Origin of the sequence: Galbitalea soli, assembly GCF_010686725.1 — a bacterium.
In the GTDB taxonomy this organism is placed as follows: Bacteria; Actinomycetota; Actinomycetes; order Actinomycetales; family Microbacteriaceae; genus Galbitalea; species Galbitalea soli.
In genome coordinates this window covers 542,095-563,302 of record NZ_JAAGWZ010000001.1, presented here as the reverse complement: position 1 = coordinate 563,302, position 21,208 = coordinate 542,095, and the positions used below count along the sequence as shown (strand labels likewise).

The following is a 21,208-nucleotide window of genomic DNA, read 5'->3' as shown; positions in this document are numbered from 1 at the left end:
CGTCAGCGCGCGGGGACCACACCGGGCTCTGCACCCTTGACGATGGGGACGCGCACGGCGCTGCCCCATTCCGTCCATGATCCGTCATAGTTGCGAACCCCTTCGAAGCCGAGAAGATGGGTGAGCACGAACCAGGTGTGGCTCGAGCGCTCACCGATCCGGCAGTAGGCAACGACGCTATCACCGTCGCTCAGGCCGGCGCCGTCGCGGTAGATCGCGTTGAGTTCGTCGAGAGGCTTGAAGCCGCCGTCCTCCGCCACAGCCTTCGCCCACGGCACGTTCTGCGCGCTGGGGATGTGGCCGGCCCGGAGGGCGCCCTCCTCGGGGTAGGCGGGAGCGCTCGTGCGCTCACCGGTGTACTCCTCGGGGGAGCGGACATCGATCAGCGGGTTGCCCAGGTGGGCGAGCACGTCGTCCTTGAACGCGCGGATGGGAGCATCGTTGCGCTCCACGACGGGGTAGTCGACGGGCGTCGCCTCCTCGCGATCGGTCGTGTACGCGCGGCCCTCCGCCTCCCACTTGGCGCGGCCCCCATCGAGCAGCCGCACATCCTCGTGCCCGAACAGGCTGAATACCCAGAGCGCGTAGGCGGCCCACCAGTTGTTCTTGTCGCCGTAGATCACGACCGTGGTGTCGCGGCCGATCCCCTTGCGGCCGAGCAGCGCGGCGAACTGGGCGCCGTCGATGTAGTCGCGCTGAACCGGGTCGTTGAGGTCGGTGTGCCAGTCGATCTTGACGGCACCGGGGATGTGGCCGGTCTCGTAGAGCAGGACATCCTCGTCGGATTCGACGACGACGAGTCCGGGCGTGCCGAGGTGGGAAGCGAGCCACTCCGTCGAGACCAGACGCTCGGGGTGGGCGAACGCCGCGAAGCGGGGGTCGGAGTCGGTCTCAACGGTCATGGTGCTGCCTCCAGGTCGTGACGCGGGTGCTGGTCGGACATCGGGATGATTTCCTTCGGTCTAGGCTGTGAGCCTGACCTGCTCCCTCGAATCTACGAGCTTGCGCCCGCACGCGCAGGGGGCGCCCGTAAGAGAACGACACAAAGCGAGGCCGTACCGTGACCACCGCTTCCGCCGCCGCGCCGGGCGCGCTCGCCGACCGCACCCCGACGCTGAGCGGGGAGGAGATCGTGCGGCACCTCGTGCCGCCGCGGCAGTTCGAAACCGCCACCCTCGATTCCTACCGGCCCGATCGCGACTACCCGTCCCAGGGCGCCGCGGTCGCGGCGATCCGCAATTTCGAGACCGGATTCACCGCCACCAGAGGCAGCCTGTTCTCGCGCCGGAAGGCGCCGGCGGCGCTTCCCGGGGTCTACCTCGACGGCGGCTTCGGCGTCGGCAAGACCCACCTGCTCGCGGCGCTCTGGCACGCGGCCCCCGGTCGCAAGTACTTCGGCACCTTCATCGAGTACACCGCGCTCGTCGGGCTGCTGGGCTACGCGCAGACCGTCGAGCTGCTGAAGGGCGCGTCACTGCTGTGCATCGACGAGTTCGAGCTCGATGATCCGGGCGACACCCGACTCATGTCGCGCCTTCTCTCCGATCTGGTCGCCTCGGGCACCCGGCTCGCCGCCACCTCGAACACGCCGCCCAACGCACTGGGGGAGGGGAGGTTCGCCGCGCAGGACTTCCTGCGCGAGATCGACGCGCTGGCGGCGAAGTTCACCACGGTCCGGATCGATGGCCTCGACTATCGTCGGCGCGACATCGAGGGGCACGCCGTGGTGCTGGATGACCCGGCGTTCGAGGCCGCGATCGCGCGGCAGGCCGGCACGGTCACGGTCGACACCTTCGACGCGATCCTGGGTCTGCTCGCCTCCGTGCATCCGTCCCGGTACGTGCGTCTGGTCGAAGACCTCGATGCGGTGGGCTTCCGCGACGTGCATTCCTTCTCGAACCAGACGGATGCCCTGCGCTTCGTCGCCTTCGTCGACCGCCTTTACGACGCGCAGATCCGCATCTTCGCCACGGGCACCGCTCTGGATTCCGTCTTCCCGCACGAGATGCTCGCCGGCGGGTACCGCAAGAAGTACCTGCGCGCGGTGTCGAGGCTGATCGCGCTGACCTCCGGCGCACCCGAGTAGACGAATTCCGCCCGCGGGGCGAGGTCAGGACCGCGAGCTCCGGCGTCCGCGCCAGATCGTGAGCGCGCCGCCGATCACCGCAGCGACCACCGAGGCGACGAGTACCGCGACCGTGCCCTCGGTGACCTCGGCCCCGTCGCCCTTCCAGGCGAGCTCGTTCATGAGGAGCGACACCGTGAAGCCGATTCCGCCGAGCCCGGCGACGGCGACCAGATCGCCGAGCGCCACACCGTTCCTGACGCGACCCAGGCGCTGCGCCAGAACGGCGCCGCCGACGATCCCGACCAGTTTTCCGAGCGGAAGCGCGATCGCGATGGCCCAGAACAGGCGGCCGAACACGCTCGTGCCGCCGCTCGGAATGATGACGAGAGCCGCGACGAACGCGAAGATCGGCAGGATCACGCCGTTCGACACCGGTTCGAGAGCGTGACGCGTGGCGTGGGCCGGGCGGCCCGCCATCGCCAGGCCCAGTGCGACACCCGCGATCGTGGGATGGATGCCCGACAGCGCGACGAGCGCCCACGCCGCGACGCCGAGGATGATCAGCGCGACCGTCACGAGCGGCCTGCCGCGCCCCGCCCGCGTCGACAGCCAGCCGAACAGTGCCACGACCGGGATCGCCGCGAGGAGCGGCACGAGGGCGAGCCCGGCCGTGAAGAAGACGGCGATGATGACGATAGCGATCAGGTCGTCGATCACCGCGAGGGCGAGGAGGAGGGCGCGGACGCGACTCGGCATCCGTCGCCCCACGAGGGCGAGCACGCCGAGCGCGAACGCGATGTCGGTGGCGGTCGGGATGGGCCAGCCGCTCGCGAGCGAACCTCCCTGTACGACTGCAAGGTAGACGACAGCCGGGGTGACAACTCCGCCGACGGCGGCCACCGCCGGAACCAACGCCTTGCGCGGCGAGTCGAGTTCGCCGTGGGTGAGCTCGTGCTTCAACTCGATCGCGGCGAGGAAGAAGAAGATCGCGAGCAGTCCGTCGGTGACCCAGTGGCCGAGCGACAGATCGAAGACCGGCCATCCGGGGTGCGCGCTTTTGAGTGCGACGAGGCCGGGACCGAGCGGGGTGTTGGCCAGCAGGATCCCCAGGGCCGCCGCCGTGATCAGGAGGAGCGCGGCCACGCGTTCGGAGCGGAGGATGTGCATGGTGACTCCACTCTACGAGCGAGCGCCGGTCATCCTTACTCGCGGCCGGATCGGGGCGGTGGGCGCGTCAAGCGGGGGGCGAGGACTGGAAGAGGATGCGCGGCCTCCTGAAACACGATGTTTACATGACCGGGGCCCGCGTAACGCACCCGAAACACGGCAACATGCCCGGCGAAATCTGCGGGCCCCAAGATAGGGGGCGTACCCGAGGCTTTGATCCACGATCTCATCTGCTCAGCCGACGGTGCTTCCCCTAGAGAGAGGTAACCAATCACTATGGTCGAGCTTTCGGCTACCACGGATGCCATCACCAACAACCTGAATTCGCTCTGGTTGATGGTGGCAGCCGCACTCGTCTTGCTGATGACCCCGGGCGTCGCGTTCTTCTACGGCGGCATGGTCAAGGCGAAGAGCGTTATCAGCATGATGATGATGAGCTTCGGAGCGATGGGACTCGTCGGAGTGCTGTGGGTCATCTACGGCTACTCGATGTCCTTCAGCTCGGGTTCGGACTGGCTGATCCCTCACGTTCTCGCGAACCCGTTCGCAGACTTCCTCCTCCACAAGGAGATCTCCTTCAGCGGCGGCACCGCGGTCGGCAACATGACGACCGACATCCACGGCCTCGCCTTCGCCGGCTTCCAGGCGACGTTCGCGATCATCACGGTCGCGCTGATCTCTGGTGCGATCGCTGACCGCGCCAAGTTCGGCCCGTGGATGGTGTTCGCCGGTGTGTGGGCGACCCTCGTCTACTTCCCGGTCGCCAGCTGGGTGTTCAACTTCACCATCGGCAAGGGCCCGCACGGCTACTCCGACGGTGGCTGGTCGGTGTTCGGCCTCGGCGTCAACGACTTCGCCGGTGGAACCGCCGTTCACATCAACGCCGGTGCTGCGGGTCTCGCCCTCGCGCTCGTCCTCGGCAAGCGCGTCGGCTTCGCGAAGGGCATGACCAAGCCTCACAACGTGCCGCTCACCCTCCTCGGTGCCGCGCTGCTGTGGTTCGGCTGGTTCGGCTTCAACGCCGGCTCGGAGGGCGCTGCCGATGGCATCTCCGCTCTCGCCTGGATCAACACGATGGTCGCTCCCGCCGCCGGTATCCTCGGCTGGCTCGTCGTCGAGAAGTTCAAGGACGGCAAGCCCACCTCGATCGGTGCGGCTTCCGGTGCGGTGGCCGGCCTCGTCGCCATCACCCCGGCCTGTAACATCCTCACGCCGGGTTGGGCCATCGTCCTCGGTATCCTCGTCGGCGTCGTCTGCGCCTTCGCGATCGACCTGAAGTTCAAGCTCGGCTTCGACGACTCGCTCGACGTGGTGGGCATCCACCTCGTCGGCGGCCTCGTGGGCACGCTGTACATCGGCATCTTCGGTTCGGGCATCGGCCTCATCGACAGCGGCAGCTTCTACCAGCTGGGCGCTCAGGCGCTCGGTGCCTTCGGAGTCCTCATCTACTCCTTCGTGCTTGCCTACGCGATCGGCTGGGTCATCCAGAAGACCATGGGCTTCCGCATCACGAACGAGGACGAGGTCGCCGGTGTCGACACCGTCGTTCACGGCGAAGAGGGCTACGCGCTCGTCGACTGATCGAGAATCCTGGAACGGGGTGTCGCTGCGGCGGCACCCCGTTTCTGCGTGCCGACGTAGGCTGGGATCGTGAGGGAAGTGGGAGGGGAACCCGGGTGCCGCATCCGACGCTGACGATCGCCTGCACGCTCGCGATCCTCGCACTCATCCCCGCCCTGTCGAGCCTTTACCGCGAGTTCCTCGATCACACCGGAGCGCGGTCATCCGCTTTGCTCACGGCATCCATCGCCCTCTCGGCCTTCGCGCTCTGGCTCGTCGTGAGCGCGTTCATCCCGGAGGTCGCCGGAGCCCCGCTTCAGCTCCCCACCGCCTCCCTCGCCGCTCTGAGCGGGTTTCTGGCGAGTCTGACCGTGCGCGACACGACCGCGCGCGTCCTGCCGGCTCTGCTGTTCTCACTCGCCTGGACGCTCGTGGTGTTCGTGCCCATCGCCGTCGTGGTGCTGTTCCCCGCCGCCGTCGGGCTCGGCCCGGCAGACGGTCCGCTCGACCTGGGCGGCGCGCTCCCGGTGCACGCGGCCGTCGGCGCGGGCGCCATCGTGGTGCTGACCGTGGCCCGGGGGTGGTCGGTGGATGACCGATCCCACGCCCGCCCCCACTCCTGGCTGCTGCTCCTCTCCGGTCTTGTCATCTGGGTGTGCGGAATCCTCTGCCTCGCTGGCCTCGAACTCGGCGTGGACTCGGTCGTGACGCCGCGTATCGTGCTCAATGCGATCGTCGCGCCCGTCTTCGGCTCGATCGCGTGGCTCGTCGTGCAGCGGATCCGCAGCGCAACGACGACAGCGACGACGGCGGTCGCCGGACTGGTCAGCGGTCTCGTCGCGATTTCGGCGGGGGCCGCATCGTTCACGGCGCTCTGGGCCGGAGTCACGGGTGCGGCGGCCGGCTTCGCCTCGGCGCTCTTCTTCTTCCGTCGCTACGAGCGCACGGGTCGCCACGCCTGGTTCATCGTGGCGGCGCACCTGATGGCCGCGGTGATCGGGCTGCTCATGGTGGGCCTCTTCGGCACCGATTTCGGGTTCATCTACAACGGGCAGACCGACCTGATCAGGGTGCAGTTCCTGGGACTCCTAACCACGGTCGTCTGGTCGGGCGGAGTGTCGATCGTCCTCTGGCTCGCCGTTCGTGGGGCGGCGCGTCGCGAGGCGGCCCGGGTGCGCGAGCGGGCGGCGTCGTGATCGAGCCGATCCTCCCGACGGCACCGCCCGTGCCGGGGCGCACGAGTGCGAGCCAGCGCTGGTCGCGGGTGAGCTTCGTCCACTGGCGGGTCGATCCGGCGGCGGTCGCGCCGCTCCTGCCGGCGGGGATCACGCCGGACGAGTTCGACGGGTCGAGCTGGGTCGGGCTCATCGGTTTCTGGCTCGATCGCGCAACCGTTCTGGGCAGTCCACCCGTGCCGTTCTTCGGCAGCTTCGCGGAGATCAACGTGAGGCTGTACGGAGTAGATCGATGGGGACGACGAGGTGTCGTCTTCGCATCGCTCGAGGCGTCGCGGCTGCTGGCCGTCCTGGGCGCACGCGCCCTGTTCTCGCTTCCCTACGAGTGGTCGGCGACGGCTCTCGACGCCGAGCCCGCCGGCCTGCGCTACCGCTCGCGCCGGCACGGCGACCGCTCCGCGCGCACCGACTTCGTGGTGCGGCCAGGCCACGAGATCGTCGACACCGAGCTCTCGCGCTTCCTCACGGCGCGCTGGGCGCTGTTCGAGACGCGCTTCGGCCGCACGATCCTGCTTCGCAATACCCACGAGAGCTGGCGGCTGCAGTCCGCCGAGCTCGTCTCCATTGATGACACCCTCCTGGAGAAAGCAGGGGTGCCCGGCCGGGTCGGCCGGGCACCCGATTCCGTGCTCTACTCCGCGGGCGTCACCACGCGGTTCGGATCGATCCTCAGCGCGAGGAACCCGACTGCTGAACCGAGCCGTCCGGATTGAGCAGGAGGGTGCGTCGCTGCGGGTGACCGAAGTCGAACAGCGACGAGAGTGAGCCCGCCCGGGCGTCGAACGACTGATCGCCGATGCGGCCCGTGCCCCAGTTGTTCTCGATGAACCGGGTGATGGAGGCCTGTTCGATGGGGGTGTGGCTGATCGTGTTCGGCCGCGTGTAGGGCGAGATCACGAGGAAGGGCAGTCGCGGGCCGGGACCGCAGCGGTCCTCGTATCCGGCACTGGCCCGCGGCCCGTCGAGGCACAGCGGCTGGTCGCTCGTGGCGAGGGCGGGGTCGGTGGCCTGGTTGACGTTCGTGTCTGCCGAACCGTGGCGGATGACCGACGCAACGTGGTCGTACCACCCATCCGAGTCGTCGTAGGCGAGCACGATCGCGGTGCTGGACCACTCCGGTGACGATTCGATCGCGTTGATGGTCGAGACGAGGAAGTGCTGCTCATCGATCGGGTCGGAGTAGCCGGCGTGGCCGTCCTGGTACTCGGCGGCCTTGAGGAACGATACCGAGGGCAGATTGTCTGCCGACAGGGCGGCGCTGAAGCTCGAGAGGTCGTACTGGTGGTTGGCCTGATCGGTGCGGCCGATCATCCCCATCGAGCTCGGCGGCAGGTGGTGCGGGTTCGAGGTCGACGCGTAGTACTGGAACGGGGAGTGGTGCGGCGAATAGTCGACCGAGGTCACTCCGGCGATGTTGCTGTGCGTCGTGCCGCCGCACTTCGCGAGGGTGGTCGCCGTCGCGGGCGTGCTCGGGGTGAACCCGCCCTGGAACCAACCCCAGGTCACGTGCTTCGCGTTCAGCAGGTCGCCGATGTTGGTTCCCGTCATCGCGACGGTGGAATTGGCGTTCTTGGCGGGGTTGTGGTCGCTGTTCGAGCAGTCGTCGTAGAACGGGTCGGGGTCGGCCGTCACCGTGCCGATGTGCGTCACCGGGTCGGGCGACTGGATGGCGTAGCTGCTCGCCTGGTACGCGCCGGTCGAGGGGTTCAGCGCGATGCCGCCGTGGGTCTGGCCGGAGACGAGGTTGAGCGCGCCCGGGGTGGACGGACCGAACGTCGTGCCGTAGCTGTTGTCACTCATCGCGTAGTGCTGGGCATAGTTCCACAGGCCCGTCACCGTGTTGCCGTCGTAGTAGTCCATGACGAGTCCCGGCGTGGTGACGATCGGGCCGGCGGCGCTCGACCCGGCGCAGTTCTCGACGTTCGTGTGCTGCACGAACTGGTCCATCAGGCCGCCGTCGAACGCCTTCTGCTCGTCGACGTAGTTGTGATCCTGGTCGCACGTCACCGCCTGGCTCGCGCCCAGCCGGGCCGGGTTCGCGAGATTCGGATTGGCGGTCAGCAGGCTGGGGTGGCTGAGGTAGTTGTTCGGGATCGGAGTCGTCCGGGCCGCCGTGAACGCGGTGCCGTCGGTGTTCGCCGCCACCGGGTAGGTGCCGAAGTAGTGGTCGAAGGAGACGTTCTCGCCGAAGATCACGACGAGGTGCTTGATCGGAGTGGCCGTCCTGCTGTGCGCGGCTGACGCGGCGGGGAGGCCGGGGGAGGCGACGGCGGTGGCGGATGCGGTGCCGACGCTGAGGGCGACGGCGGCGAGGGCCGTGAAGCCCGCGGCGATCATCCGCAGGGGACGGCGCGCGAGGGCGCGGCGACCGGAGTGGTGCGTCATGAACTGCTCTCTTTCGTGTGGGGGACGAGCTGCACAGCGTGACGCTACGCCGCGACCGTGCCCCGTGGAACGGTCTGTCGCGTCGCCCGCGCAGAGTTCATCGAGAGTTCACTGGAGACTCGCCGCGCCGACACCCAACGGGGGATTGCGGCCGCACCAGACGGCGGCAAGCGCGCCCGTTCGCCGCAGGGGCCGCGGCGAACCGAACCCGCGAGCGCCCGTCATCCGACGGGCGAGAAGCGCAGTCGTTCGCCGCAGGGGCGGCGGCGAACCGAACCCGCGAGCGCCCGTCATCCGACGGGCGAGAAGCGCAGTCGTTCGCCGCAGGGGCGGCGGCGAACCAAACCCGCGACTGCCCGCTTTCCAGCGGGCAAGGAGCGCAATCGTTCGCCGCAGGAGCGGCGGCGAACCAAACCGCTACTGCCCGCTCTCCAGCGGGCAAGGAGCGCAGTCGTTCGCCGCAGGGGCGGCGGCGAACCAAATAATACGTGGGCGATACCGGACTCGAACCGATGACCTCTTCCGTGTGAAGGAAGCGCGCTACCAACTGCGCCAATCGCCCTGACTCGAATATCCTGCCACAGCTTTACGACCCGCCGTCACGAATTGGCTCTCTCTGGAAACATCAGCTATGGTTTCAAGGCACACAGAAATGTGGGCATGCGGATGTGGCGCAGTGGTAGCGCATCACCTTGCCAAGGTGAGGGTCGCGAGTTCGAATCTCGTCATCCGCTCGAGTGAAGTCTCACGCCGAGACTCCCTTCTGTGAAGGGCGTAGGCGGGTGAGAGCCCACCATGGTGGCGTGGCCGAGAGGCGAGGCAGCGGCCTGCAAAGCCGTCCACACGGGTTCGAATCCCGTCGCCACCTCGACATCGCGTCCCCAGTTGGGCACGATTGTCGGTAGCTCGACACGCAGTACAGAGTCACTCACCCCGGGCGGTTGGCGCAGCGGTAGCGCGCTTCCCTGACACGGAAGAGGTCGCTGGTTCGATCCCAGTACCGCCCACCACAAGATTCCCCTCCTCGCGAGGGGTTTTTTGTTGTGCGGCACCGCGCCCCAGTTTGTGCTGATGACGCCCCAGTTGGCCATCCGGCGGCGTCCCCTCTTGTGACGTCGGCTCGGCGCGGATTACCGTCGGGGTGCGTCGACCACTTTCGACTCCGGGGGGTGTCGGGTCGCGCGCTCGGGGGAGTGATTCACGGTGATTCGTCATGCCGCGGGGGCGGCCACACACATCAGCACGCGCGGCCGCAGGGCCGCGCTTCTCGCGGCGATCACGGCGGCGCTCGTCGTCACAGCCGCCTCCTGTTCGCCGGCTCCGCCCGCGGGAGCGACGGTCGCCTCCCCGGGAGCGCAGTGGTCGACGCTGTTCCGCGACGACTTCAGCCTCGCGGCAGGCAGCCGCCTGAGCGCGGACTGGATCTACGACATCGGCCACGGCTACAGCAATGGTCCCGCTCTCTGGGGCAACGGGGAGGTCGAGTACGCGAGCGATTCGACGGCGAACGTGCGCCACGACGGCCAGGGCCATCTCCTCATCACTCCCGTTCGCGACTCATCGGGGGAGTGGACCTCGGGAAGGATCGAGACCGCGCGCACGGACCTGAGCGCTCCCGCGGGCGGAGAGCTGTATCTGAGCGCGTCCATCATGCTGCCCGACCCGGCGGACGCGAGCGGCTATTGGCCCGCCTTCTGGGCGCTCGGAGCCGACTCCCGCCCGATCGGCGGCACCAACTGGCCCGCCGGTGGCGAACTCGACATGATGGAGAGCGTCAACGGACGCGACGCGACCGCCGCGACCCTGCACTGCGGCGCCTGGCAGCGACCGCCGTGCAATGAGCCCACCGGTCTCGGCAGCGGACTGATTCCCTGTTCGGGATGTCGTACCGGTTTCCACAGCTACGGCGTGGTCATCGATCGGCGCGACACCTCGGCGGAGCAGCTGCGGTTCCTGAGGGACGGCGTGGTCGTGAAGACGATCAACGAGTCGCAGGTGGGCACCGCGGTGTGGAGCGCCGCCGTCGATCACGGCTGGTTCATCATCCTCGATGTCGCCATCGGCGGGGCGTTCCCCGACGGCGAGTGCGGCTGCAACAGCCTCGCGAACCCCACGACCTCGGGGTCGCCGATGGTCGTGGACTCCGTCTCCGCGATGCGCCTGAGCGCTGCCGTGGCTCCCACGATCCGGCGCGGAGGTAGCGCCGTGGCCCCGGCCGCACTGCCACGATCGGCGGTGTTCGGCGTGAAACGGCGACGCGTGGCTCGCGACTAAACTCGTGAGAATGAGTGCCCCGTCGACCGGCTTTGAGTTGTTCACCGACCGATCTGTTGTCGCGATGCGCGTCAACGGTGAGCTGAGGGACCTCGCGGCGACGGTCACCGACGGTGATTCGGTCGAACCGGTCACGATCGACTCGCCGGACGGGCTCAGCATCCTCCGGCACTCCACCGCGCACGTGATGGCGCAGGCCGTGCAATCCATCAACCCCGAGGCGAAGCTCGGCATCGGCCCACCGATCACCGACGGCTTCTACTACGACTTCGACGTCGCCGAGCCCTTCACCCCGGATGACCTGAAGGCGATCGAGAAGGCGATGGATCGCATCATCCGGCAGGGGCAGCGCTTCGTGCGACGCGTCGTGACCGAGGATGAGGCACGCAGCGAACTCGCCTCCGAACCCTACAAACTCGAACTGATCGGGTTGAAGGGACACGTCGGTGAGGGCGCGGGCAGCACCGATGACAACGAGTCCGTCGAGGTCGGCGGTGCCGAGCTCACGATCTACGACAACACCGACCCCCGCACGGGCGAAGTGATCTGGAAGGACCTCTGCCGCGGCCCGCACCTGCCGAACACGCGGATGATCGGCAACGGCTCCGCGCTTCTGCGCAACGCCGCCGCCTACTGGCGCGGCTCGGAGAAGAACAAGCAACTGCAGCGCATCTACGGCACCGCCTGGGCGAGCAAGGATGACCTGCGCGCGTATCAGGAACGCCAGGCCGAGGCGCTCCGCCGCGACCACCGCCGCCTCGGCTCCGAACTCGATCTCTTCTCCTTCCCCGACGAGATCGGCTCCGGTCTCGCCGTGTTCCACCCGAAGGGCGGGATCATCCGGGCGGAGATCGAGAACTACATGCGCGAGCGACTGCTTGCGCACGGCTACGACCTCGTCAACACGCCCCACATCACCAAGGGACACCTCTACGAGATCAGCCAGCACCTGAACTGGTACCGGGAGGGCATGTTCCCGCCGATGCATCTCGACGCCGAGGTCGACGCCGACGGCCACGTCACGCGCCAGGGGCAGGACTACTACCTCAAGCCCATGAACTGCCCCATGCACAACCTGATCTTCCGTGCGCGGGGCCGCAGCTACCGCGAGCTGCCCCTGCGGCTCGCCGAGTTCGGCACGGTCTACCGCTACGAGAAGAGCGGCACGCTGTCGGGCCTGACCCGCGTGCGCGGGCTCACTCAGGACGACGCGCACATCTATGTGACCGAAGACCAGGTGAAGGCCGAGATCGCGAGCCAGCTCGAGTTCGTCTTCGAGACCCTGCGCGGGTACGGGCTCTCCGACTTCTATCTGGAGCTGTCGACGCGCGATCCCGAGAAGTCGGTGGGAACCGACGCCCAGTGGGAGGCCGCGACCGAGACGCTGCGGCAGGTGGCGACCGAGTCCGGTCTCGAGCTGGTCGCCGACCCCGGGGGCGCGGCGTTCTACGGTCCGAAGATCTCGGTGCAGGCACGCGACGCGATCGGTCGCACCTGGCAGCTGTCGACGGTTCAGCTCGACTTCAATCAGCCGGAGCTCTTCGAGCTCGAGTACACGGCAGCCGACGGCTCCCGGCAGCAACCGGTCATGATCCACCGCGCTCTGCTCGGGTCGATCGAGCGCTTCTTCGCGATCCTGCTCGAACACTACGCCGGCGCCTTCCCGGTCTGGCTCTCGCCCGTGCAGGTGGTGGGCATCCCGGTCGCCGAGGCCTACGAGGACTACCTCGCCGACGTGATCGCCGAGCTGCGTCGTCGCGGCGTTCGCGCAGAACTCGATGCGTCGAGCGACCGCATGGCGAAGAAGATCCGCACGCACACGAAAGACAGGGTGCCCTTCCAGCTCATCGCCGGCGAGGAGGACCGTGCGAACGGCTCCGTCAGCTTCCGCTTCCGCGACGGCAGCCAGGAGAACGGGATCCCCATCACGGAGGCGATCGAACGCATCACCACCGCGATCGCCACCAAGGCGCAGGTCTGATGATCCGCGACATCGACGGCCGCGAGTACGACGCGGAGCCGTCGGATGGCTTCGCCGCGGTGCCGGATGCCTTCCAGCGACTGTGGACCCCGCACCGGATGGTCTACATCCGGCAGAACGGCGACTCCGGCTCGGACGCCTGCCCGTTCTGCGTCGCACCGGCGCTGTCGGATGACGAGGCCCTGATCGTCGCGCGCGGCACGCACGCCTACGTGCTGCTCAATCTCTTCCCGTACAACAGCGGCCATCTGCTCGTCTGCCCCTACCGCCACGTTGCGACGTATGACGAGGCGAGCGACGACGAGGTGCACGAGATCGCTAGTCTGACGCAGACCGCCATGAGGGTGCTCGCCGAGACCTCTCGCAATGACGGCGTCAACATCGGAATGAACCAGGGCCGGATCGCCGGCGCGGGGATCGCCGAGCACCTCCACCAGCACATCGTCCCGCGCTGGGCGCAGGACTCCAACTTCTTCCCGATCATCGCCGGAACGAAGGCGCTCCCGCGTCTCCTCGGCGAGGTCAGGGACGAGATCGCGGCCGCCTGGCCCGCGTCGTAACGCAGCTAGAATTGGGAATCATGAGCGACACAACCACCGAGACCACCGCCGGCACGACCGGTTCGAGCCGCGTCAAGCGCGGGCTTGCCGAGATGCTGAAGGGCGGCGTCATCATGGACGTCGTCACCGCCGACCAGGCGAAGATCGCCGAGGACGCGGGTGCGGTCGCCGTCATGGCGCTCGAACGCGTTCCCGCCGACATCCGCGCTCAGGGCGGCGTGGCTCGCATGAGCGATCCCGACCTGATCGACGGCATCCGTGCCGCCGTGTCCATCCCGGTGATGGCGAAGGCGCGTATCGGTCACTTCGTCGAGGCGCAGGTGCTGGAGGCGCTCGGTGTCGACTACATCGACGAGTCCGAGGTGCTGAGCCCGGCCGACTACGTCAACCACATCGACAAGTGGAAGTTCACGATCCCCTTCGTGTGCGGGGCCACCAACCTCGGTGAGGCGCTCCGCCGCATCAACGAGGGCGCGGCGATGATCCGCTCCAAGGGCGAGGCCGGCACCGGCGACGTCTCGGAGGCGACCAAGCACATCCGCACGATCAAGAGCGAGATCGCGGCCCTGACCGCCAAGTCCAGCGACGAGCTCTACGTCGCCGCCAAGGAGCTGCAGGCGCCGTACGAGCTCGTCGCCGAGATCGCGGCGACCGGCAAGCTTCCCGTCGTGCTGTTCACCGCGGGCGGAGTCGCGACCCCCGCCGACGCCGCTCTCATGATGCAGCTCGGTGCGGACGGCGTGTTCGTCGGCTCCGGAATCTTCAAGTCCGGCAACCCGGCCCAGCGCGCCGCGGCGATCGTGAAGGCTACGACCTTCTTCGATGACGCGAAGGTGATCGCGGATGCCTCGCGCGGTCTGGGCGAGGCGATGGTCGGCATCAACGTGGCCGACCTGGCCGCGCCGCACCGTCTCGCCGAGCGCGGTTGGTGACCCGCGACCGGTGACCACGCGACCCGTCGGGGTTCTCGCCCTGCAGGGCGACTTCCGCGAGCACATCGAGGTCCTTCGGGCACTCGGCGCTGAAGCCGTCGGCGTGCGCCGGCCGGAGGAGCTCGCCGAGGTCGGCGGGCTGATCATCCCGGGCGGCGAGTCGACCGTGATCGACAAACTGAGCAGGACGTTCGGGCTGGCCGAGCCCTTGAAGGCCGCTATCGCGCGCGGGCTGCCGGTCTGGGGAACCTGCGCGGGGCTCATCATGCTCGCCGACCGCATCAGCGACGGCATCGAGGGCCAGCAGACTCTCGGCGGTCTCGACATCGAGGTGCGACGCAACGCCTTCGGCTCCCAGAGCGCGTCCTTCGAGGTCGACCTCGAGATGCCGGTGCTGGGTGATCCGCCCCTGCACGCGGTGTTCATCCGCGCCCCCGTGGTGGAGGCGGTCGGTGCCGGGGTCCGTGTTCTCGCCCAGTTGGACGACGCGCGCATCGTCGCGGTCGAACAGGGCTCACTGCTCGGAACCTCCTTCCACCCCGAGATCACCGGGGACTACCGCTTCCACGAGTACTTCCTCGACCGGGTCGCCGCGCAGTAGCTGGCTACAATGAATGAGCGCCGTGACGGTGCGCGTGTTAGAGGAGATTCATGTCAGGCCACTCCAAATGGGCGACCACCAAGCACCAGAAGGCGGTCAAAGACCAGCGCCGTGCCAAGTCGTTCGCCAAGCTCATCAAGAACATCGAGGTCGCCGCGAAGATCGGCGGTGCCGACCTGTCGGGCAACCCGACCCTCGTCGACGCGGTGCAGAAGGCGAAGAAGACCTCCGTTCCCAATGAGAACATCGACCGCGCGATCAAGCGCGGCTCCGGTCAGCTCGGCGAGGCCGTCGACTACCAGACGATCATGTACGAGGGGTATGCCGCGGGCGGCGTCGCCCTGCTGATCGAGTGCCTCACCGACAACCGCAACCGCGCCGCCGCCGATGTGCGCACGATCATGACCCGCAACGGCGGGACGATGGGCGACCCGGGCAGCGTCGCCTACAACTTCAGCCGCAAGGGCGTCATCAGCGTCGAGAAGTCCGACGGCGTCGACGAGGACGCGGTCCTCGCGGCCGTGCTCGAGGCCGGTGCCGAGGAGGTCAACGACCGCGGCCCCGGTTTCGAGATCATCACCGAGCCGCACGACCTGGTCGCCGCGCGCAGCGCGTTGCAGGAGGCGGGGATCGACTACGAGTCCGCCGACGTCGAGTTCGTGCCCGGCGTGAGCGTGGAAGTGGATCTCGAGACGGCGCGCAAGGTGTTCAAGCTCATCGACGCCCTCGAAGACAACGACGACGTGCAGAATGTGTACGGCAATTTCGACGTCCCCGCTGAGGTCCAGGCCGCGCTCGACGACGAGGAGTAGTCGGTGGCGCTCCGGGTGCTCGGGATCGACCCCGGACTGACCCGGTGCGGTGTCGGCATCGTCGACGTGCAGCCGAACCGGTCGGCGCGTCTCGTGCACGTGAGCGTCATCCGCACCCCGCCCGAGCTCGCTCTCGAGGAGCGCTTGCTCGCCATCGGCACGGGGATCGCGGCTCTTCTCGACGAGTTCGAACCGCGGGCGGTCGCCCTCGAGCGGGTCTTCGCACAGCACAATGTGCGCACCGTGATGGGCACCGCGCAGGCCAGCGGCGTCGCCATGCACGCGGCCGCGGCGCGCGGACTCCCCGTCGGGCTGCACACCCCGAGCGAGGTGAAGGCGGCGGTGACCGGATACGGCGCCGCCGACAAGCGACAGGTCGCCGCGATGGTGCAGCGGGTTCTGGGATTGGATGCTCCGCCCACGCCCGCGGACGCCTCCGACGCCCTGGCGCTCGCCCTCTGCCACGCGTGGCGCACCGGCCCTCCCGCCTCCTCGACATCGCGGCCCGATGCCTCACCGGAGACGGTGCTCACCCCCGCGCAGCGGGCGTGGCGCGAGGCCGAGAAGTCGGTGGCCCCTCGTAGGCTGGCTCCATGATCTCTTCTCTGCGCGGCACCGTGTTGGCCGTCGCGGGAACGACCGCGGTCATCGAGGTCGGGGGAGTGGGGCTCTCCGTGCAGATCACCCCGCAGCATGCGCTCGCACTGCGGGTCGGAGCGGAAGCGCGCCTGCGGACGGCCCTCATCGTGCGCGAAGACGACCTGAGTCTCTTCGGCTTCACCGACGCCGACGAGCTCACGGTGTTCGACGCGCTGCGGGGCGTGACGGGGGTCGGCCCGAAGTCCGCGATGGGTGTGCTCGCCGCGATGAACCCCGGCCAGATCGCGCAGGCGATCGCGACGGACGACGACGGAGCGTTCCGGAAGGTCAGCGGCATCGGGCCGAAGACGGCGAAGCTGATCATCCTGTCGCTGGCCGGGAAGCTCGCCATCGCTCCCGCGGTGGGCCGAACCGCCGCGGCGACGGGCTCGGTGAGCGACAGCGTCCTCGCCGCCCTTGTCGGCCTGGGCTGGAACGAACGCGCCGCGGTTGCAGCCGTCGAGGAGGCCGTCGCCGGTGCGACCGAGGCCGAGCGCGGTGCCGTCCCCGCACTCCTGCGCCTCGCGCTCACCCGGCTCGGACCCGCGCAGCCGCAGCCGGCCGCGGGGGGAGCTGGTCGCGAATGAGCGAGGACGTGTCGTTCGCCGGTGAACCGGTGCTCCGGCCCTTGCCCGAATCGGAGGCGGAACTCGCCTTCGAGGGTGCGCTGCGCCCGAGATCGCTCGGCGAGTTCGTGGGCCAGAGCAAGGTGCGGGGACAGTTGCAGTTGCTCCTGCGCGCGGCTGCGATCCAGAACCGCACGCCCGACCACATCCTGCTCGCGGGGCCGCCCGGTCTCGGCAAGACGACCCTCGCGATGATCGTCGCCCACGAGAGCGATCGACCGTTGCGCATGTCCAGCGGACCGGCCATCCAGCACGCCGGAGATCTCGCCGCACTGCTGTCGTCGTTGACGCCGGGCGAGGTGCTCTTCATCGACGAGATCCATCGCATGGCGCGTTCGGCCGAAGAGATGCTGTACCTCGCGATGGAGGACTTCCGCATCGACATCATGGTCGGGAAGGGGGCGGGAGCGACGTCGATCCCGCTCGACCTCGCTCCGTTCACCCTCGTGGGAGCGACGACCCGATCCGGGCTGCTGCCGAACCCCCTGCGAGACCGTTTCGGTTTCACGGCGCACCTCGAGTTCTATGACGAGTCGGAATTGGAGCAGGTGCTGCATCGTGCTTCGCTCCTGCTGGGTCTCGACATCGACGGCCGAGCGCTCGCCGAGATCGCGGGGCGCTGCCGGGGCACGCCGCGCATCGCGAACCGCCTGCTGCGGCGAGTTCGGGACTACTCGCTCGTGCACGACCGGGTCTCCGGCCTCGACGCGGTGCACGCGGCACTCGAGCTCTATGACGTGGACGCGCTGGGCCTGGACCGGCTCGACCGTGCGGTGATGGAGATCATCCTGAACCGATTCGACGGCGGGCCGGTCGGGCTCAGCACCCTCGCGGTCTCGGTGGGCGAGGAGGCGGAGACGATCGAGTCGGTCGTCGAGCCGTTCCTCGTGCGGATCGGTCTCCTCATCCGCACGCCGCGCGGTCGCGTCGCGACGAAGCGCGCCTGGGAGCACTTCGGCATCGCCCGCGCGGGCGCCGAGACCCTCTTCGACAGCGAGCTCGGCTGAGCCCGGTCCGGGTGGCCGCGCAGGGGTGACCTATAATTCACAGGTGGCCCCTGTGGCAGTCCCTCTAGACTGACCCGGCCCCCAAGACTCCCCGGAAGGTTTCCATGGACCAGAACACCGTTTTCAACATCATCCTCATCGTCGTCGCAGTGGGGCTGGTGTTCGTGATGTTCCGTAACAGCCGCAAGCGCAAGGCCATGCTCGAGGAGCAGAAGAAGCAAATGGTGCCCGGCGCCGAGATCATGACCAACTTCGGTCTCTTCGGCACCCTCGTCTCCGTGGACGAGGTCACCAATGTCGCCGAGGTCGAGGTGACGCCCGGCACGATCGTCAAGGTGCACCGTCAGACCCTCTCCAAGGTCGTGACGCCGGACGAGATCGACTCGGACGCTCCGCGTTCGGTCGAGGAGGCCATGGAGCGCGCCAACCGCGAGGCCGCGGAGCGCGAGGCCGATTCGGCGAAGCAGCTGGAGGCGCAGGACGAGCCCCAGTTCGGTGAGCGCACGACGACCGACACCGAGAAGCCGGCGCGTCGCGCCACCAAGAAGTCGACCGACTAACCACTAATCTGGTCTGCGGCCGGCGTAAGCCCGCCGACTTCCTCGTCCGTCCGCCCGATGGCGACGGTGCGCCGACAGAAAGCTGAGTTTCCCTGGTGGCAAGAACCACTCCGGCCAAGAAGGCATGGCGCTCCCTGGCGTGGCTCGCTGTCATCATCGTCGCTCTCGTCGGCCTCAATGCCTACGGTGCGATCTTCCAGAAGGACGAACTCGTCCCGAAGCTCGCGCTCGACCTCGAGGGCGGCACCCAGATCATCCTCCAGCCGGAGCTCGCCAGCGGTCAGCAGGTCACCTCGGATCAGTTGACGCAGGCTGTGGCGATCATCCGTGAGCGCATCGACGCGGCAGGTGTGAGCGAGTCCGAGATCAACACGCAGGGCAGCAACGGCAACGAGCAGGTCGTCGTGTCGATCCCGGGAACTCTCGACGAGCAGACGAAATCCCGCATCACGAAGGCGGCCAAGCTCACCTTCCGCGCCGTTCTCGTGACGGATGCGGCGAGCTCGAGCACGTCGAACTCCGCGAGCCCGAGTGCGAGCCCCAGCGCGACTCCCGCGCCGCAGTCCACGCCGTCGACGAAGCCGACGAACGCCAGCGACCTCGCCTACGTCACGCCCGCGCTCCAGCAGCAGTTCGCCACCTACGACTGCAAGAGCACGGCGGCGGCCAACGCGAACCTGGCCCCAGACAACCAGCCGCTGATCGCCTGTGACGCCGACGGTGTCTACAAGTACATCCTCGGCCCGGTGGAGGTGTCGGGCACCGACATCACCAACGCCTCGAGCTCGCAGGTCGTCACCAGCCAGGGCGCGACCACCGGGCAGTGGGCCGTCAACATCACCTTCAGCGGCAACGGCGGTACCAAGTTCGAGGCGGTGTCGACCCGGCTCATCGGCCTCGAGAGTCCGCGCAATCAGTTCGCTGTCGTCCTCGATGGGCGGGTCATCACGGCCCCGGTCGTCCAGGGCGTGACCAAGGCGCCGCAGATCACGGGATCCTTCACCCAGCAGTCGTCGAAGACTCTCGCCGACCAGCTCAAGTTCGGCGCACTCCCGATCAACTTCACCACGCAGAGCGTCGATCAGATCTCGGCCACCCTCGGCACCTCGTCACTTCTGAGCGGGCTGCTGGCCGGTCTCATCGGGCTCATCCTGGTCGTGCTGTACTCACTGCTGCAGTATCGAGTGCTCGCGATCGTGACCGTGGGGTCCCTCGTCATCGCCGCGATCATCACCTACCTCTTCGTGACCTACCTGTCGTGGCAGCAGGGCTACCGACTCTCCCTCGCGGGTGTCGCCGGCCTGATCGTCGCGATCGGCATCACCGCGGACTCGTTCATCGTCTACTTCGAGCGGATCCGTGACGAATTGCGCGACGGGCGCGCCCTCGAGTCGGCGGTCGAGGCGGGGTGGAAGCGCGCCATTCGAACCGTGCTGGCGTCGGACACGGTCAACTTCCTCGCTGCTCTGGTGCTGTTCCTCCTCGCGGTCGGAAACGTTCGCGGATTCGCGCTCACGCTCGGACTCACCACGATCATCGACGTCATCGTCGTCTCGCTCTTCACCCACCCCGTGATGCAACTCATCGCACGCACGCGCTTCTTCTCAGAGGGTCACCGCTTCTCGGGGCTCGACCCGAACGCACTCGGTGCGGTCTATCGCGGCCGTGCCCAGTTCCGTAGCCCCGCCGTCGCAACCGGCAAGACGGCGGGCGCTTCGCGTGAAGCCCAGCGTCGACAGACCATCGCGGAGCGCAAGGCGGCAGACGCCGAGGCGAAACGCGCAGCAGGAAAGGACTCCTGATGGCGAGCTTCTCCAAGTTCGGTAACGACCTGTACACCGGCGCACGGTCGTTCAACATCGTCGGTCGTCGGAAGATCTGGTTCACGATCGCCTTCGTGTTCGTGGCGATCGCGATCATCGTTCCGCTGGTCAAGGGCTTCAACTTCGGCATCGAGTTCCGCGGCGGGTCGGAGTTCACCGTCTCGAACGTCGGATCCAATCCGAGCACCGTGCCGGGCACTCAGGCCTACAACAGTGTCGTGCCGAACTCGACGCCCACCGTCGCGATCGTCGGCGGCAACTCGGTCCGGGTGCAGACGCCACAACTCACGACAGCCCAGACGGACCAGGTCACGGCTGCCCTCGCGAAGGCCTATCACGTCGCCAACCCGGAGAAGAGCATCACCTCGTCCTTCATCGGCGCGAGCTGGGGCGCGGACATCACCGGCCAGGCGGTTCGCGCTCTCGTGGTGTTCCTCGTCCTCGCGGCGCTCGTGATGGCCCTCTACTTCCGCACCTGGAAGATGTCGGTGGCGGCGCTCGTTGCGCTCATCCACGACCTCGTGATCACCGCGGGGGTATACGCCATCCTCGGGTTCGAGGTCACACCGGCCGCGGTCATCGGCTTCCTGACGATCCTCGGTTACTCGCTGTACGACACCGTCGTCGTCTTCGACAAGATCCGCGAGAACACGAGCGAAGACGTCGGCTCGGTCCGCACCTTCGCCGAAACCGTCAATCTGGCGGTCAATCAGACGCTCGTGCGCTCGATCAACACCTCGGTCGTCGCGCTGCTGCCGGTCGGAGCGATCCTCTTCATCGGCGCACTGCTGCTGGGAGCGGGCACCCTCCGCGACATCTCGCTCGCCCTCTTCGTCGGAATTCTGGCCGGCACGTACTCGACGATCTTCATCGCGGCCCCGCTCTACTCCAAGCTGCGAGAGGGCGAGAAAGACATCAAGACGCACACGACGAAGACCACTGTCGCCCGCACGACCTCCGGCGCGGTGCGGTAGGCGG

Annotated in this window: 19 protein-coding genes and 4 tRNA genes; 19 read left to right on the top strand and 4 right to left on the bottom strand. The window is 68.0% G+C overall.

The window, feature by feature from the left end; genetic code table 11:
- Window positions 1-2 precede the first annotated feature (2 nt).
- Window positions 3-902, bottom strand: coding sequence for a sulfurtransferase (locus tag G3T37_RS02645; protein WP_163471917.1), 900 nt, complete (start codon window positions 900-902; stop codon window positions 3-5).
- A 158-nt stretch (window positions 903-1,060) separates the two neighbouring features.
- Between G3T37_RS02645 and zapE the strand changes: the two genes are divergently transcribed.
- Window positions 1,061-2,086, top strand: coding sequence for a cell division protein ZapE (gene zapE / locus G3T37_RS02640; RefSeq protein WP_163471916.1), 1,026 nt, complete (start codon window positions 1,061-1,063; stop codon window positions 2,084-2,086).
- Between the two features lie 24 nt (window positions 2,087-2,110).
- On the opposite strand, the gene G3T37_RS02635 is transcribed toward zapE, so the two are convergent.
- The gene (locus G3T37_RS02635) at window positions 2,111-3,235 is read right to left on the bottom strand and encodes a Na+/H+ antiporter NhaA (RefSeq protein ID WP_163471915.1); all 1,125 of its coding nucleotides are present in this window, start codon (window positions 3,233-3,235) and stop codon (window positions 2,111-2,113) included.
- 336 nt (window positions 3,236-3,571) lie between these two features.
- Between G3T37_RS02635 and G3T37_RS02630 the strand changes: the two genes are divergently transcribed.
- The 3 genes from G3T37_RS02630 (at window position 3,572) to G3T37_RS02620 (ending at window position 6,743) form a co-directional block, all read left to right on the top strand.
- A complete protein-coding gene (locus tag G3T37_RS02630; RefSeq protein WP_163472557.1) occupies window positions 3,572-4,816 on the top strand; it encodes an ammonium transporter in 1,245 nt (414 codons plus the stop codon).
- Between the two features lie 95 nt (window positions 4,817-4,911).
- Window positions 4,912-5,991, top strand: coding sequence for an ammonium transporter (locus G3T37_RS02625; protein WP_163471914.1), 1,080 nt, complete (start codon window positions 4,912-4,914; stop codon window positions 5,989-5,991).
- Window positions 5,988-6,743: a DUF2071 domain-containing protein gene (locus G3T37_RS02620; protein WP_163471913.1), complete on the top strand. Its 756-nt coding sequence runs from the start codon at window positions 5,988-5,990 to the stop codon at window positions 6,741-6,743. Before G3T37_RS02625 ends, G3T37_RS02620 begins: the two co-directional genes overlap by 4 nt.
- On the opposite strand, the gene G3T37_RS02615 is transcribed toward G3T37_RS02620, so the two are convergent.
- Window positions 6,700-8,415, bottom strand: a complete 1,716-nt coding sequence (locus G3T37_RS02615) for a phospholipase C (RefSeq protein ID WP_241732066.1) — start codon at window positions 8,413-8,415, stop codon at window positions 6,700-6,702. The genes G3T37_RS02620 and G3T37_RS02615 overlap by 44 nt on opposite strands.
- Window positions 8,416-8,904: 489 nt before the next feature.
- A tRNA-Val gene (locus tag G3T37_RS02610) sits at window positions 8,905-8,977 on the bottom strand.
- A 100-nt stretch (window positions 8,978-9,077) separates the two neighbouring features.
- Between G3T37_RS02610 and G3T37_RS02605 the strand changes: the two genes are divergently transcribed.
- From G3T37_RS02605 to secF, 15 genes are all read left to right on the top strand, one after another.
- Window positions 9,078-9,149, top strand: a tRNA-Gly gene (locus G3T37_RS02605).
- Window positions 9,150-9,212: 63 nt separating this feature from the next.
- Window positions 9,213-9,283, top strand: a tRNA-Cys gene (locus tag G3T37_RS02600).
- A gap of 67 nt (window positions 9,284-9,350) precedes the next feature.
- Window positions 9,351-9,425: transfer RNA gene (locus G3T37_RS02595), tRNA-Val, on the top strand.
- Window positions 9,426-9,618: 193 nt separating this feature from the next.
- The gene (locus tag G3T37_RS02590) at window positions 9,619-10,689 is read left to right on the top strand and encodes a glycoside hydrolase family 16 protein (RefSeq protein WP_163471912.1); all 1,071 of its coding nucleotides are present in this window, start codon (window positions 9,619-9,621) and stop codon (window positions 10,687-10,689) included.
- 10 nt (window positions 10,690-10,699) lie between these two features.
- A complete protein-coding gene (thrS, locus tag G3T37_RS02585; protein WP_163471911.1) occupies window positions 10,700-12,670 on the top strand; it encodes a threonine--tRNA ligase in 1,971 nt (656 codons plus the stop codon).
- Window positions 12,670-13,230, top strand: a complete 561-nt coding sequence (locus tag G3T37_RS02580) for an HIT family protein (protein ID WP_174247719.1) — start codon at window positions 12,670-12,672, stop codon at window positions 13,228-13,230. Before thrS ends, G3T37_RS02580 begins: the two co-directional genes overlap by 1 nt.
- 20 nt (window positions 13,231-13,250) lie before the next feature.
- Window positions 13,251-14,162, top strand: coding sequence for a pyridoxal 5'-phosphate synthase lyase subunit PdxS (pdxS, locus tag G3T37_RS02575; RefSeq protein ID WP_163471910.1), 912 nt, complete (start codon window positions 13,251-13,253; stop codon window positions 14,160-14,162).
- A 10-nt stretch (window positions 14,163-14,172) separates the two neighbouring features.
- Complete coding sequence (pdxT, locus tag G3T37_RS02570) at window positions 14,173-14,763, top strand: pyridoxal 5'-phosphate synthase glutaminase subunit PdxT (RefSeq protein ID WP_338401152.1); 591 nt, start codon at window positions 14,173-14,175, stop codon at window positions 14,761-14,763.
- 50 nt (window positions 14,764-14,813) lie between these two features.
- A complete protein-coding gene (locus G3T37_RS02565; RefSeq protein WP_163471908.1) occupies window positions 14,814-15,575 on the top strand; it encodes a YebC/PmpR family DNA-binding transcriptional regulator in 762 nt (253 codons plus the stop codon).
- Between the two features lie 3 nt (window positions 15,576-15,578).
- Window positions 15,579-16,172 (top strand): crossover junction endodeoxyribonuclease RuvC, encoded by a 594-nt coding sequence (gene ruvC, locus G3T37_RS02560; RefSeq protein WP_163471907.1) that lies wholly within the window; start codon window positions 15,579-15,581, stop codon window positions 16,170-16,172.
- A complete protein-coding gene (gene ruvA / locus G3T37_RS02555; RefSeq protein ID WP_163471906.1) occupies window positions 16,169-16,801 on the top strand; it encodes a Holliday junction branch migration protein RuvA in 633 nt (210 codons plus the stop codon). Before ruvC ends, ruvA begins: the two co-directional genes overlap by 4 nt.
- Window positions 16,798-17,847 (top strand): Holliday junction branch migration DNA helicase RuvB, encoded by a 1,050-nt coding sequence (gene ruvB / locus G3T37_RS02550; RefSeq protein ID WP_163471905.1) that lies wholly within the window; start codon window positions 16,798-16,800, stop codon window positions 17,845-17,847. Before ruvA ends, ruvB begins: the two co-directional genes overlap by 4 nt.
- A gap of 104 nt (window positions 17,848-17,951) precedes the next feature.
- A complete protein-coding gene (locus tag G3T37_RS02545) occupies window positions 17,952-18,407 on the top strand; it encodes a preprotein translocase subunit YajC (protein WP_163471904.1) in 456 nt (151 codons plus the stop codon).
- 95 nt (window positions 18,408-18,502) lie between these two features.
- The gene (secD, locus tag G3T37_RS02540) at window positions 18,503-20,209 is read left to right on the top strand and encodes a protein translocase subunit SecD (protein ID WP_163471903.1); all 1,707 of its coding nucleotides are present in this window, start codon (window positions 18,503-18,505) and stop codon (window positions 20,207-20,209) included.
- Window positions 20,209-21,204, top strand: a complete 996-nt coding sequence (secF, locus tag G3T37_RS02535; RefSeq protein WP_163471902.1) for a protein translocase subunit SecF — start codon at window positions 20,209-20,211, stop codon at window positions 21,202-21,204. Before secD ends, secF begins: the two co-directional genes overlap by 1 nt.
- Window positions 21,205-21,208: the final 4 nt, after the last annotated feature.

Coding starts and splice junctions, on each gene's coding strand:
- G3T37_RS02645 (WP_163471917.1), bottom strand. CDS start 902: ATGACCGTTGAGACCGACTCCGACCCCCGCTTCGCGGCGTTCGCCCAC.
- G3T37_RS02635 (WP_163471915.1), bottom strand. CDS start 3,235: ATGCACATCCTCCGCTCCGAACGCGTGGCCGCGCTCCTCCTGATCACG.
- G3T37_RS02630 (WP_163472557.1), top strand. CDS start 3,572: ATGGTGGCAGCCGCACTCGTCTTGCTGATGACCCCGGGCGTCGCGTTC.
- G3T37_RS02615 (WP_241732066.1), bottom strand. CDS start 8,415: ATGACGCACCACTCCGGTCGCCGCGCCCTCGCGCGCCGTCCCCTGCGG.
- thrS (WP_163471911.1), top strand. CDS start 10,700: ATGAGTGCCCCGTCGACCGGCTTTGAGTTGTTCACCGACCGATCTGTT.
- G3T37_RS02580 (WP_174247719.1), top strand. CDS start 12,670: ATGATCCGCGACATCGACGGCCGCGAGTACGACGCGGAGCCGTCGGAT.
- pdxS (WP_163471910.1), top strand. CDS start 13,251: ATGAGCGACACAACCACCGAGACCACCGCCGGCACGACCGGTTCGAGC.
- G3T37_RS02565 (WP_163471908.1), top strand. CDS start 14,814: ATGTCAGGCCACTCCAAATGGGCGACCACCAAGCACCAGAAGGCGGTC.
- ruvA (WP_163471906.1), top strand. CDS start 16,169: ATGATCTCTTCTCTGCGCGGCACCGTGTTGGCCGTCGCGGGAACGACC.
- ruvB (WP_163471905.1), top strand. CDS start 16,798: ATGAGCGAGGACGTGTCGTTCGCCGGTGAACCGGTGCTCCGGCCCTTG.
- G3T37_RS02545 (WP_163471904.1), top strand. CDS start 17,952: ATGGACCAGAACACCGTTTTCAACATCATCCTCATCGTCGTCGCAGTG.
- secF (WP_163471902.1), top strand. CDS start 20,209: ATGGCGAGCTTCTCCAAGTTCGGTAACGACCTGTACACCGGCGCACGG.